Source organism: Microbacterium caowuchunii (genome assembly GCF_008727755.1).
Taxonomy (GTDB): domain Bacteria; phylum Actinomycetota; class Actinomycetes; order Actinomycetales; family Microbacteriaceae; genus Microbacterium; species Microbacterium caowuchunii.
Genome location: NZ_CP044231.1, coordinates 954,404 through 967,418, shown reverse-complemented (window position 1 = coordinate 967,418; position 13,015 = coordinate 954,404). Strand labels below are relative to the sequence as shown.

Here is a 13,015-nt window from a genome sequence, read left to right as displayed (position 1 = left end):
ATGCGTGCCGGCTGTCAGTGCGGGGTGGCCTTCTCCGCACCGAACCCGGTGAGCGAGCGCACCTCCATCTCGGCGGCCTTGCGCCGGTCCTCGGCGCGGCGCGAGGTGACGGATCCGAGCCAGCCCAGCAGGAACCCGAGCGGGATCGAGACGATGCCGGGGTTGTTCAGCGGCCAGATGGCCACCCCGACGTTCTTGAAGACGCTCGTCTCGGTGCCCCAGAACACAGGCGACAGCAGGATCAGGATGATCGCCGCGGCGAGTCCTCCGTACATGCTCCACACCGCGCCGCGGGTCGTGAACTTCCGCCAGAACAACGAGTAGAGGATCGTCGGCAGGTTCGCCGACGCCGCCACCGCGAAGGCGAGCGCGACGAGGAACGCCACGTTCTGCCCCTGCACGCCGATGCCGCCGATGATCGCCAGGATGCCGATGACGACCACCGTGCGCCGGGCCACCTTCACCTCGCCGTCCGGCGGCACGTCACCCTTCTTCACCACGTTCGCGTAGATGTCGTGCGCGAACGAGGCGGCCGCGGTGATGGTGAGTCCGGCCACGACCGCGAGGATCGTCGCGAACGCCACCGCCGAGATGAACCCGAGCAGGACCGGCCCGCCGAGGTAGAGCGCCAGCAGCGGCGCGGCGGAGTTGACCCCGCCGGGAGCGGCGGCGATGGTCTCGGGTCCGACCAGCGCACCCGCACCGTAGCCGAGCACGAGGGTCAGCAGGTAGAACAGGCCGATCAGCCAGATCGCCCACACCACCGACCGCCGGGCCTCCTTGGCCGTCGGCACCGTGTAGAAGCGCATCAGCACGTGCGGCAGTCCCGCGGTTCCGAGCACCAGCGCGATCGCGAGCGAGATGAAGTCCCAGGGGTTGGCGCCGTACTGCAGGCCGGGTCCGAGGACGGCGTCACCCTTCGGCGACGCGGCGACCGCGCTCTCCAGGAGCGTGTTCAGGCTGAACCCGTTGATCGCCAGCACCCAGACCGTCATCACGATCGCTCCGCCGATGAGCAGGAAGGCCTTCACGATCTGCACCCAGGTCGTGCCCTTCATCCCGCCGATGAGCACGTAGACGATCATCAGCACACCGACGACCGCGACGACGATCGACTGCCCCACCTGGTCGCCGATGCCCAGCAGCAGCGAGACGAGCCCGCCGGCGCCGGCCATCTGCGCGAGGAGGTAGAAGAAGCACACTGCGAGGGTCGTGATAGCAGCCGCCATCCGCACCGGCCGCTCCTTGAGCCGGAACGACAGCACGTCCGCCATCGTGAACCGGCCGGTGTTGCGCATGAGCTCCGCCACGAGCAGCAGCGCCACGAGCCAGGCGACGAGGAAGCCGATGGAGTAGAGGAACCCGTCGTACCCGTTGATCGCGATCGCTCCGCAGATGCCGAGGAAGGATGCCGCGGACAGGTAGTCACCGGCGATCGCGAACCCGTTCTGCGGCCCGGTGAACGAGCGTCCGGCGGCGTAGTAGTCCGCGGCCGTCTTGTTGTTGCGCGAGGCCCGGATGACGATGAACAGCGTCACCGCGACGAACGCGGCGAAGATGGAGATGTTCAGGACGGGGTTGTTCTCGACCGTCTGGACGGCCGCGTGGACAGCACCGAAGACCTCGTTCATGCGACACCGCCTTCACGGCGCTCGAGCTCTTCGCGGATCGCCTGCGACTGCGGATCGATCCGCCGGTTCGCGTAGGCGACGTAACCCATCGTGATCGCGAACGTCGTCACGAACTGGCCGAGGCCGAACAGCAGCCCGACCGTGATGTCGCCCCACACCCGCTGCGACATGAACTCCACGGCGAACGACGAGAGCAGGACGTAGACGAAGTACCAGAGCAGGAACGCGATCGCCAAGGGGAAGACGAAACTGCGCTGGGTCCTCTTGAGCTTCTGGAAAGCGGCGGATTCCTCCACCGCCACGTAATCGATGTCGCCCTGTGGGGCGGATTTTTCGTGCACCTCACTCATGTGGCCTCCTTGCCTCATGCGGTGACGCAGCCTTGCGCCGGGGTCCATCGCCGCTCACCGCGCCGATGGTAGGGTCGACGCTACGAAAATCCGCGACGCGGCCGACACCTCCGGAAGTAGGTAACGCGCCGCCTCCCCTGTGTGGCCGACTCCCCGTGAAGAGGTAGAGGACCGTGGCGAATCCCGACTCCACCACCGAACAGCAGCTGATGTCCCGGGCTGTGCACGACCTCGTCCGGCGTACCCGCTTCCCGGTGGCGTTCGGCGGCCTCGTGGAGGACCGCTCGGTGCGGGTCACCTCCATCGTGGGCGCCCGCAGCCGCAGCATCGAAGGGCTCGTCGTGCAGGAGCAGCGCGGCCTCGGCGGCCGCGCCCTCAGCGAGCGGCGACCCCGCCTGGCACTGGACTACCGCACGGCGCGCGGCATCACGCACGACTACGATCGTGCGATCCTCGGCGAGGGCATCGCCACCCTCTTCGCGGTCCCCATCATCAGCGGCGGGCGGGCTCGCGCGGTCGTGTACTGCGGATCGTGGTCGCAGTCCTCGGTGGACGACGCTGTGGCCCAGCCGGCTCTGCGCGTGGCCGAGGATCTCGGCACGGAGCTGCGCGTGCGCGAAGAGGTCGCCCGCCGGATGTCGCAGGTGGAGTCCGCGACGACCGAGCCCCGCGGGCTCGACGCCGCCCTGCGCGAGGAGGTGCGGGAGAGCTACGCGGAGCTGCGCAGCATCGCCGCATCCATCGCGGATGCGGATCTCCGTCGGCGTCTCACGGTCGTCGAGGACCGTCTCGCCGCGGTCGCACGCGGCCAGCGGCGCCCGCTCGCGGTCGACGCGCCCCTCTCGCCACGGGAGCTGGACGTCCTCGCCTGCGCCGCCCTGGGGTCGACGAACGCCGAGATCGCGGCGGATCTGGCTCTCAGGGAGACGACCGTGAAGTCCTACCTCGCGGCTGCGATGGCCAAACTCGATGTCTCCACCCGTCATGCGGCGGTCGCCAAGGCGCGCCGTGCGGGTCTTCTCCCCTGATCGGGGCCCAGATCAGTAAGCTGGCGTCATGGCACGCAGAATCGTTCATCAACTCGTGGATGACCTCGACGGTTCGGTGCTGGAGGTGGGTGAGGGCGAAACGGTGCTCTTCTCGCTCGACGGCACCGCCTACGAGATCGACCTCTCCGACGGCAACGCCGCGGCCCTGCGCGAGGCTTTCGCCCCGTTCGTGACCGCGGCGCGCAGTGTGTCGACCTCCCGGTCCTCCGGGTCGGGCACGGCCACGCGCCAGCGACGGCGCGCCGGTCAGCGCGACTACGCGGAGATCCGGGCATGGGCCAAGGAGAACGGGCACCAGGTGTCCGAACGCGGGCGCGTGCCCGCCGCCGTGCTCGACGCGTACGACGCCGCGCACTGAGACACCCTTTGCGGTCCGGCCCCTCCTCGACGCGCCCGTCCCGGGCGGAGAGATAATGGGGGGATGCCGAAGATCACCGCACCGACCGTCGCCGAGCACCGGGTCGCCCAACGGGCGGCACTCGTGCAGGCGGCCGAGTCCGTGCTGCGCGAGTCCGGCCTGGCCGGGATCAATCCGCGCGTGGTGTGCGAGCGCGCGGGCATGGCGAGGTCGAGCTTCTACGACTACTTCCCCTCCAAGGACGACCTGCTCGTCGCCGTCGCGATCGAGGCGTTCGAGCGCTGGGACCGCGAGATCGAAGAGGCGCTCGAGGGGATCGAGACCCCGGAGGGGCGCCTCGAGGCGCTGGTCGAGGCGACCATGCGGATGACCGCGGACGGCGAGCACGACATCGCCGCCCCGCTCCGCCAGGCCGAGTTGTCCCCCACCCGGTTCGAGGACCTCATGGTCCTGCACGACGCGCTGCTGCGCCCGATGAACCAGGCGATCACCGATCTCGGCGTGCCGGATCCGGATCGCGCGGCGATGCTCGCCAACGGCCTGCTCGGCTCCGGAGTGCAGCTCGTGCAGCACGGCGTCGATCCGCACACCGTCGCGCGCGACGTCTACCGGATGCTGACGCGCGGCCTGCTCGCCTGATCCGGGGCCCGTTCGCCTGATCGGCGGCCCGCTCGCCCGACGCACGGGCCGCTCGTGAGGCGCCGTCTCCACGCCCGCTCGCCGGACCTCCACGCCCGCTCGCCGGACCTCCACGCCGGCTCGCCGGACCTCCGCCCGCCCGCGGGGGCGCAGCCCGCCCCTGCTCGCGGACGACCACGCGCGCCCTGCTGCCCCCGGCCTCGGCTTGCCTCACGGGAAAGATAGTGACAGAATGTCGGTAAACGTTCCGACAGACTGTCGGAATCCTTATCCCCGCCAGGACGTGTTCATGTTTCTTGCTGTGCGCGAACTCCGGTTCGCTCGTGGCCGGTTCACGCTGATGGGTGTCGTGATCGCCTTGATCTCGGTGCTCGTCGTGCTGCTCTCCGGCCTCTCTTCCGGTCTCGTCAACGACGGTGTCTCCGGACTGAAGTCCGTACCGGCCACCGCCTTCGCCTTCAACGAAGGCACGATGACCGACAACGCCTTCAGCCGCTCGGTCGTCGACGACGAACAGCTGGCCGAGTGGCAGGACACCGCAGGTGTCACGAAAGCCGAGCCGATGGGCGTCAGCATCGTCAACGGCACGACGGACGCCGATGAGCAGATCGACCTCACCCTCTTCGGTGTCGAGACGGACGGTTTCCTCGCTCCCCCGGTCTCCAGCGGAACCGGCCTCGGCGAGATCGACGGCATCATCGTCTCCGAGCCCCTGCGGGACGCCGGCGTCGAGATCGGCACCGTCGTGACGCTCGACCGCGTGGGCCTCGAGCTCACGGTCATCGGGTTCACCGAGGGGCAGGCGACCTTCGGGCACGTCGACGTCGCCTACGTCCCCCTCGACACCTGGCGCCTGCTCGCCGCGGGAACGCCCCCCGAGGGCGCCCCCACCGCCGCCGACATCGACGCCCTCGACTTCCCCTACTCGAGCGTCGTCGCCATCCAGACGGATGACGCGGCCGAACTCGACATCGAAGCCGCCGACCTCGCCGCCGGCACCACGACCATGACCAAGACCGAGGCGTTCAACGCCTCCCCCGGTTACGAGGCCGAGACCCTCACGCTCAGCATGATCCAGGTCTTCCTCTACGCCATCTGCGCCCTCGTGGTCGGAGCGTTCTTCACGGTCTGGACGATCCAGCGCAAGCACGACATCGCCGTGCTCCGCGCCGTCGGCGCCTCCAGCCGGTACCTGCTGCGCGACAGCCTCGCCCAGGCCGCCATCCTCCTCGTGGGATTCACCGCGATCGGCGTGGCCGTCGGTGTCGGACTCGGCGCCATGATGCCCGACGCGATGCCCTTCGCCCTGGAGGCCGCACCCATCGCGATCGCCTCCATCACCACCATCGCACTCGGGTTGATCGGCGCCGCGATCGCGGTCGTCCGGATCTCCCGAATCGATCCCCTCGATGCTCTGGGAGGAAACCGATGAGCACTCTCACCACCACACCCGCGCTCGACGTCGCGAACGTCACCCTCGAGCTCGGCGACGGGGACGCGAAGATCCGCGCTCTCGACGAAGTCTCCCTCCGGGTCCAGCGCGGCGAGTTCGTCGCCATCGTCGGCCCCTCCGGGTCGGGCAAGTCCTCACTCCTCGCGGTGTCCGGCGCCCTCGCGAAGCCCGACTCCGGCACCGTCCGCGTGCAGGGCACGGACCTCAGCACCCTGTCCAAGGGAGCCGCGGCGGCCTTCCGGCTGCGGAACATCGGCTTCGTCTTCCAGTCCGGCAACCTGCTGCCCTCGCTGAGCGCCGCCGACCAGCTCCGACTGGCCGCGCGACTCGCGCACACCAAGAACGTGGACGTGAACGGGCTGCTCGACCGCGTGGGCATGTCCCACCGGGCCGGCAACCGCCCCGGCCAGCTCTCCGGCGGAGAGCGCCAGCGCGTCGGCATCGCCCGCGCCCTGGTGAACTCCCCCGGGCTGCTGCTCGTCGACGAGCCCACCGCGGCCCTCGACCGCAAGCGCAGCCACGAGGTCGTCCAGCTCCTCGCGGAGCAGGCCCGTGAGGCCGGCGTGGGCGTCGTGATGGTCACCCACGACCACGACGTGCTCGAGCACTGCGACCGCATCCTGGAGATGATCGACGGCCGGCTGACGGCCGCCGAACCCGTCGCAGCCTGATCCCTGACGGTCGCGCCTGCGCGACCCGACCCGCACCGGGTCGGAGCGGTTCTCCGCTCCGACCCGGTGCTCGTTTCCACGGGTGGCGCAACCGCCGCGCATCATTCAAGCTGTGTCCCATGACTGGGGATCGGATCAACTGGCGGTACGCGTTCATCGCCCTTTCCATCCTCGTCCTCGCGGCGGTCATCCTCCTGCACCTCACCGGTGCCGAGGTCGCCGGACGCTGGATCGCCACGGTCTACGTGGCGGCCTACATCGCCTGGACGCTCGTCGACATGGTCCGCGAGGTCCTCCGTGGGCATGTGGGGCTGGACGTCCTCGCCGTCGTGGCGATGATCGCGACCCTCGCCGTCGGCGAGTACATCGCCTCCCTCATCGTCGTGCTGATGCTCTCCGGCGGCGAAGCGCTCGAGCTCTTCGCCGCACGCCGCGCCCAGCGCGACCTGACCGCACTGCTCGACCGGTCCCCGCGCACCGCGCACGTCCTCGTCCACCCCCGTTCCACAGACAGCGACGAGGTGCAGGATGTGGCCGTCGACGATGTCGCCATCGGTGATGTCCTGCTCGTCCGCCCTTCGGAAGTCGTCCCGGTCGACGGGGTGCTCCTCAGCGAATCGGGGACCTTCGACGAGTCCTCCCTCACCGGCGAGAGCCTGCCCGTGACCCACGCCGCGGGCGCCGAGGTGCTCTCCGGCTCGGTCAACAGCACCCGCGCCGTGCACATCCGCGCCGTCCGCCGCAGCGCCGACAGCCAGTACCAGCAGATCGTGGCGCTGGTCCGCGAGGCGCAGTCCTCCCGCGCGCCGGTCGTGCGCCTCGCGGACCGGTTCGCCGTGCCCTTCACCGCCGTCTCATTGGTGCTGGCCGGCGTGGCCTGGACGGTCTCGGGGGACCCGACCCGGTTCGCCGAGGTGCTCGTGCTCGCGACGCCCTGCCCGCTCCTCATCGCCGCGCCGGTGGCGTTCCTCGGCGGCCTCTCCCGCGCCGCCAAGGCAGGGGTCATCATGAAGGGCGGCGCGGTCATCGAGCAGCTCGCGCGCGTCCGGTCGGCGGCCTTCGACAAGACCGGCACGCTCACCCAGGGGCGTCCGCAGCTGGTGTCGGTGCGACCCGCCGCGGGCTTCGACGAGACCGAGCTCCTGCGGCTCGCCGCATCCGCGGAGCAGTACTCCTCGCACGTGCTCGCCGAGGGAATCCGGACGGCCGCGCAGGATCGCGGTCTCACCCTCCTGCCCTCCGACGAGGCCGGCGAGGTGGCCACGAACGGGGTGACGGCCGTGATCGACGGCAAGGTCGTCGTGGTCGGCAAGCCCGCGTACGTGCGCTCCCTCGCCCCCGACACCGTCCGGGCGGACCTCCCCGCCGGAGAGGCCGCCGCCTACGTGGCCGTCGACGGCCGGTTCGGCGGCGTGCTCGTGCTGGCGGATGCGGTGCGGCCGGAGTCCGCGGGCGTCATCTCCTGGTTGCGCGCGCACGGGGTGCGCCGGATCACGATGCTGACCGGCGACGTGCGACCGACCGCGGAGGCCATCGCGCGGGACATCGGCATCGACGACGTGCACGCGGAGATCCTCCCGGCGGACAAGGTGCACCTCGCCGCGGCTCTGCAGCCGCGCCCGGTCATGATGGTCGGCGACGGCGTCAACGACGCCCCGGTGCTGGCCGCCGCGGACGTCGGCATCGCGATGGGCGCGAAGGGCGCGACCGCCGCCGGGGACGCCGCCGACGTGGTGATCGTCGTCGATTCGCTGAGCAAGGTCGTCGACGCCGTGTCGATCGGGCGTCACACCGTGACGGTCGCACTCACGGCGATCTGGATCGGGATCGGGCTCAGCGTCGGCCTCATGCTCGTGGCCATGACCGGGGTGATCCCCGCCGTGGTGGGGGCGCTCGTCCAGGAGCTCGTGGATCTCGCGACGATCCTCTACGCGCTGCGCGCCCTCCGCGGACCCACGCCGACCGTGGCGGCGCCGCAGCACACGGCTTCGGCCGCCGCACCGTCCGCCGTCGCCTGACCCAGCGCGCGATCCATGCCGCGGCGGTTCGGCCGGGTTGCTATTCGTATCGATATTCATCAATATGAGAGCATGCCCATCCGACTCCTCCCCCGCTCGTGAGCACCACGACCGCGTCCCGGCGCCGCGCGGGTGCGGCGGGACGGCTGTCGACGCTCGACCGGTGGCTGCCGGCATGGATCGCTCTCGCGATGGTGGCGGGTCTCCTGCTCGGCCGGTTCGTGCCGTGGGTCTCCACCGCCCTCAGCCGGATGGAGATCGGCGGGATCTCCCTGCCCATCGCGCTCGGACTCCTCGTGATGATGTACCCCGTGCTGGCCAAGGTCCGGTACGACCGGGTCGCCGCCGTCACCGGCGACAAGCGCCTGCTCCTGTCCTCGCTGCTGCTGAACTGGGTGGCCGGCCCCGCGGTGATGTTCGCCCTCGCCTGGCTCTTCCTGCCGGACCTGCCCGAGTACCGCACCGGGCTGATCATCGTCGGCCTCGCCCGCTGCATCGCCATGGTCGTGATCTGGAACGACCTGGCCTGCGGAGACCGCGAGGCCGCCGCGGTGCTGGTGGCGGTCAACTCCGTCTTCCAGGTGGTGGCGTTCTCCCTGCTGGGGTGGTTCTACCTCACGGTGCTGCCGGGATGGCTCGGCCTCGACACCCAGGGACTGGACGTCCCGGTCGGGCAGATCGCGATCAATGTGCTGATCTTCCTCGGTGTGCCGCTGGTCGCGGGCCTCGCGTCGCGGTGGATCGGCGAGCGCCGGAGGGGACGCGCCTGGTACGAGGGGACGTTCCTCCCCCGCATCGGGCCGTGGGCACTGTACGGACTCCTGTTCACCATCGCGCTCCTGTTCGCCCTGCAGGGCGAGCAGATCGCCGCGCGGCCGTGGGACGTCGCCCGCATCGCCCTGCCACTGCTGCTCTACTTCGCCGTGATGTGGTCGGCCGGGCTCGCGACCGGAAAAGCCCTCGGGCTCGGTTACGCCCGCTCCTCGACGCTGGCTTTCACCGCCGCCGGAAACAACTTCGAACTCGCGATCGCGGTCGCGATCGGCGCGTTCGGCGCAGCATCCGGGCAGGCCCTCGCCGGGGTGGTCGGCCCCCTGATCGAGGTCCCGGTGCTCGTCGGGCTCGTCTACGTGTCGCTCTGGGCGGCGCGCACCTGGTTCCACACGGACCCCTACGCACCGGTCGCGGCCGGCACCTCCCGGCATCCTGCTCCCCCGATCCCGAAGGACACCCCATGAGCTCCGGCACCCCCTCCGTCCTGTTCGTCTGCGTCCACAACGCCGGCCGTTCCCAGATGGCGGCCGGGTTCCTCCGCCACCTGGCGGGCGAGCGGATCGAGGTGCGCTCCGCCGGGTCGATGCCGGCGGAAGAGATCAACCCCGTCGCCGTCGCGGCCATGGCCGAGGTCGGCGTCGACATCACGGCCGAGCAGCCGAAGGTTCTCACGACCGAGGCCGTGCAGGACTCGGACGTCGTCATCACCATGGGATGCGGCGACGCCTGCCCTTTCTTCCCGGGAAAGCGCTACGAGGATTGGAAGCTCGAGGATCCCGCAGGCCAGGGCATCGAGGCCGTCCGCCCGATCCGCGACGAGATCCGGAAACGGATCGAGGACCTCGTGGAGAGTCTCCGCTGACCGCCCAGCGGCCGACCATCAGGACTGGCGGCCGTGACTCATCCGACCAGGGCGGACTGCCCGACCGGATCGGCGTCGGGCTCCGGCTCGCGCATCACATACATCCCGCCGGGTGAATTCGCCGCCTTCGCGAGCGCGTCCGTCCACAGCGGATTGATCCGCGGGGCGCGGCTGCCGTGGAACTTGAAGGTGAGCGAGGCGCCCTGGTGCATCCAGACGACCTTGCGCCCGCTGCCGAGGCTGACGTCGTCCTTCCAGGTGAAGAAGAAGCATTCCCCCCGGCGCAGCTTGGAGCCGATGACGATCTGCAGGTGAGCGAGGAGACGATCGTCGAACTCAACCGCGGTATGAGGGTCGTAGGTGAATCTGCCCATTGCAGGCCTCCGGTCCGGCAGGGGAGACCCATCGTCCGTTCCGATGTGGAATGAGGCAGACGACGACTCTCACTCGCCCGTTACCCCGACCCTTCTCTGGTTCGGAGCCCCTGTCAATCCTTCCCGCGGCCGCGTGTCAACCCCCTACCCGGTACGGCGCGGATTGGGAGGTGGTTTCGGCCGTGCGCCCCGCCGACGCCGCTGCGCTCCTATGCTGTGCGCATGGACCCGCTGACTCTCGTTCTCCTCGTGTTCGGCGTCGCCTGCGCGTTCTGCTGGGTCATGTCGCTCATCACCAAGGACACCTCCTGGGTCGACCGGCTCTGGTCGATCGTTCCGGCGGTGTACGTGTGGATCTTCGCCGCCGCCGGCATCGCGTCGGGCGAGGATGCCGGGCGTCTGCTGCTCATGGCGATCCTCGTCACCGCGTGGGCTGCGCGCCTGACCTTCAACTTCGCGCGCCGGGGCGGCTACACCGGCATGGAGGACTACCGCTGGGCGATCCTGCGCGGTCGGATGAAGCCGTGGCAGTTCCAGCTGTTCAATCTCTTCTTCATCGTGCTCTACCAGAACGCCCTGCTCGTCCTGATCACGCTGCCGGCGCTCGTCGCGTTCCAGAACCCGGCGCCGCTGAACGGGTGGGACATCGCGTTCGGGGCACTGTTCCTCGCCTTCCTGGTGGGCGAGTTCCTCGCGGACCAGCAGCAGTGGGACTTCCACCAGGCGAAGAAGCGCGCCGGTGGGCGCCTCGAGCCGGGCTTCGTCACCTCGGGACTGTTCCGGGTGAGCCGGCACCCGAACTACTTCTTCGAGCAGGCGCAGTGGTGGGCGTTCTACGCGCTGGGCGCGACGGCCGCAGTCGCGGCCGGGCACGGGTTCTGGGGCGGAGCGGTCAACGCGTCCATCGTCGGCGCCGTTCTGCTGACGGTCCTGTTCATCGGCTCGACGATCTTCACCGAGTCGATCAGCGCCTCGAAGTACCCCGCCTACGCCGAGTACCGGCGCACCACCTCGATGCTCATCCCGTGGCCGCCCAAGCGTCGGCGCGAGCGGGTGCGCGCGGCCTGACCGCTGCGGCCGCCGCGGGGAGGCACACTGGCAGGGTGCCCATCGTCGACAACGCCGTGTATGTAGCCGGCCGCCGCATCGAGAACCCCGCCAGCCTCGAGGAGACCTTCGAGTACATGCGGTCCCGGGGCGGGATGGCGTGGATCGGGCTGTTCCGGCCCACGCCGGAGGAGATCCAGCAGGTCGCCGCGGAGTTCTCGCTGCACCGTCTGGCGGTCGAGGACGCCCTGTCGGGGCACCAGCGGTCCAAGCTCGAGCGGTACGACGACATCCTCTTCGCCGTCCTGCGCCCCGCCCGCTACATGGACGACACCGAATCCGTCGAATTCGGGGAGCTGCACGTGTTCGTGGGGCCGGACTTCATCGTCACCATCCGCCATGCCGAGTCCCCCGATCTCGCGCGCGTGCGCCAGCGGCTGGAGGCGACTCCGGAGCTGCTCGCGCTCGGCCCCGAGGCCGTGCTGTACGCGATCCTCGATCAGGTCGTCGACGAGTACCAGCCCGTCGTGGCGGGCGTCGAGAACGACATCGACGAGATCGAGGACGTGCTGTTCACCGGCGGGGACACCGCGCTGTCGCAGCGCATCTACGAGCTGTCCCGCGAGGTCATCGTGTTCCAGCGCGCCACCCAGCCGCTGGCCGGGATGCTGGAGAGCCTCCTCCGGGGCGGGGACAAGTACAACGTCGACGTCGAGCTGCAGCGGTCGCTGCGTGACGTCCACGACCATTCGCTGCGGATCACCGACCGGATCGCCTCGTTCCGGTCGATCCTGGAGAACGCCCTGACCGTGAACGCGACGCTGGTCACGCAGCGGCAGACCGACACCGCGCTGGTCCAGAACGAGCAGGTGAAGAAGATCTCCGGCTGGGCGGCGATCCTGTTCGGTCCGACGCTGGTGGGCACGGTCTATGGGATGAACTTCCGCTACATGCCGGAGCTCGACTGGCCGCTGGGATATCCCCTCGCCGTGGCGCTGATGGCGGCGACAAGCGTCACGCTCTACGCCGTGTTCCGCAAGAAGCACTGGCTCTGACAGGCGCCGGCGCTCAGCCGCTCCGGCGGTACCGGATGTGGGTGGCGAGCGGCGAGTGCAGCACCTGTACCGGCTCCATCCCGAACTCCTCGATCCCGTCGAAGATCCGCTCGCCGCTTCCGAGGAGGACGGGGGCGATGTCGAGGGTGAGCTCGTCGACGACCCCGGCGGCGAGCGCCTGGCGCACGGTGGCGGCGCCGCCGGCGATGTCGACGCCCCGGTCCCCCGCCGCCTCCCGGGCCTGCGCATAGGCGGCGTCGAACCCGTCGGTGACGAAGTGGAAGCTGGTCCCGCCCTCCATTTCGATCGGCTCGTGCGGGTGATGCGTGAGCACGAAGACGGGGGCGTGGTAGGGCGGTTCGGGTCCCCACCATCCGCGCCAGTCCTCGTCCCACTCCCCGCGGATGGGGCCGAACATGTTGCGGCCCATCACGTACGCGCCGCGCGGCCGCATCAGCCAGCCCACGGCGATCTCATCGGCGGCGGTGACGCGCTCGTCGCCGAGGTGCCAGGTGTGCACCTCGATGCCGCGTCTGCCAAGGGGTTGCTCGCGGCTCTGGTCGACACCGGCCACGAAGCCGTCGAGCGACACGGACATGTGGCAGGTGGTGTCCGGCATCCGCAGTCCTTTCGCACGGTCGCGGCGGTGGACGATGCCACGAACCTACCGGGCGGGACGGAGCAGCGGAACCCGCGGGCGTCCGTACGGCCGGGGCGCCGCGCACGCGCCCGAG

14 protein-coding genes are annotated in these 13,015 nt (G+C 70.0%); 10 read left to right on the top strand and 4 right to left on the bottom strand.

The window, feature by feature from the left end:
* Window positions 1–14 precede the first annotated feature (14 nt).
* The gene (locus F6J84_RS04585) at window positions 15–1,631 is read right to left on the bottom strand and encodes a solute symporter family protein (protein ID WP_150971757.1); all 1,617 of its coding nucleotides are present in this window, start codon (window positions 1,629–1,631) and stop codon (window positions 15–17) included.
* Entirely contained in the window at window positions 1,628–1,981 is a 354-nt protein-coding gene (locus F6J84_RS04580; protein WP_150971755.1) for a DUF485 domain-containing protein, read from the bottom strand. The genes F6J84_RS04585 and F6J84_RS04580 overlap by 4 nt, the downstream gene beginning before the upstream one ends.
* A gap of 173 nt (window positions 1,982–2,154) precedes the next feature.
* Here F6J84_RS04580 and F6J84_RS04575 point away from each other — a divergent pair, with 173 nt between their 5' ends.
* The 8 genes from F6J84_RS04575 (at window position 2,155) to F6J84_RS04540 (ending at window position 9,805) form a co-directional block, all read left to right on the top strand.
* Window positions 2,155–3,009: a LuxR C-terminal-related transcriptional regulator gene (locus tag F6J84_RS04575; protein WP_191905754.1), complete on the top strand. Its 855-nt coding sequence runs from the start codon at window positions 2,155–2,157 to the stop codon at window positions 3,007–3,009.
* A gap of 28 nt (window positions 3,010–3,037) precedes the next feature.
* The gene (locus F6J84_RS04570) at window positions 3,038–3,388 is read left to right on the top strand and encodes a histone-like nucleoid-structuring protein Lsr2 (protein WP_150971753.1); all 351 of its coding nucleotides are present in this window, start codon (window positions 3,038–3,040) and stop codon (window positions 3,386–3,388) included.
* A gap of 63 nt (window positions 3,389–3,451) precedes the next feature.
* Window positions 3,452–4,027, top strand: coding sequence for a TetR/AcrR family transcriptional regulator (locus F6J84_RS04565; RefSeq protein WP_150971751.1), 576 nt, complete (start codon window positions 3,452–3,454; stop codon window positions 4,025–4,027).
* A 301-nt stretch (window positions 4,028–4,328) separates the two neighbouring features.
* A complete protein-coding gene (locus F6J84_RS04560) occupies window positions 4,329–5,459 on the top strand; it encodes an ABC transporter permease (RefSeq protein WP_318183214.1) in 1,131 nt (376 codons plus the stop codon).
* Complete coding sequence (locus F6J84_RS04555) at window positions 5,456–6,151, top strand: ABC transporter ATP-binding protein (RefSeq protein ID WP_150893660.1); 696 nt, start codon at window positions 5,456–5,458, stop codon at window positions 6,149–6,151. The genes F6J84_RS04560 and F6J84_RS04555 overlap by 4 nt, the downstream gene beginning before the upstream one ends.
* Window positions 6,152–6,270: 119 nt before the next feature.
* Window positions 6,271–8,169, top strand: a complete 1,899-nt coding sequence (locus F6J84_RS04550; protein WP_150971749.1) for a heavy metal translocating P-type ATPase — start codon at window positions 6,271–6,273, stop codon at window positions 8,167–8,169.
* A 98-nt stretch (window positions 8,170–8,267) separates the two neighbouring features.
* Complete coding sequence (gene arsB / locus F6J84_RS04545; protein WP_275094026.1) at window positions 8,268–9,407, top strand: ACR3 family arsenite efflux transporter; 1,140 nt, start codon at window positions 8,268–8,270, stop codon at window positions 9,405–9,407.
* Window positions 9,404–9,805 carry an arsenate reductase ArsC gene (locus F6J84_RS04540; RefSeq protein WP_150971747.1) on the top strand — a complete coding sequence of 134 codons (402 nt, stop codon included), beginning with the start codon at window positions 9,404–9,406 and terminating at the stop codon, window positions 9,803–9,805. The genes arsB and F6J84_RS04540 overlap by 4 nt, the downstream gene beginning before the upstream one ends.
* 38 nt (window positions 9,806–9,843) lie before the next feature.
* Here the strand turns inward: F6J84_RS04540 and F6J84_RS04535 are convergent, their stop codons facing one another.
* Entirely contained in the window at window positions 9,844–10,179 is a 336-nt protein-coding gene (locus tag F6J84_RS04535) for a DUF7882 family protein (protein WP_150893666.1), read from the bottom strand.
* Between the two features lie 222 nt (window positions 10,180–10,401).
* Between F6J84_RS04535 and F6J84_RS04530 the strand changes: the two genes are divergently transcribed.
* Window positions 10,402–11,247 (top strand): DUF1295 domain-containing protein, encoded by an 846-nt coding sequence (locus tag F6J84_RS04530; RefSeq protein ID WP_150971745.1) that lies wholly within the window; start codon window positions 10,402–10,404, stop codon window positions 11,245–11,247.
* Between the two features lie 35 nt (window positions 11,248–11,282).
* Entirely contained in the window at window positions 11,283–12,281 is a 999-nt protein-coding gene (locus tag F6J84_RS04525; RefSeq protein WP_150971743.1) for a magnesium and cobalt transport protein CorA, read from the top strand.
* Between the two features lie 13 nt (window positions 12,282–12,294).
* Here F6J84_RS04525 and F6J84_RS04520 read toward each other — a convergent pair whose 3' ends face one another.
* Window positions 12,295–12,900: a dihydrofolate reductase family protein gene (locus F6J84_RS04520; RefSeq protein WP_150971741.1), complete on the bottom strand. Its 606-nt coding sequence runs from the start codon at window positions 12,898–12,900 to the stop codon at window positions 12,295–12,297.
* Window positions 12,901–13,015: the final 115 nt, after the last annotated feature.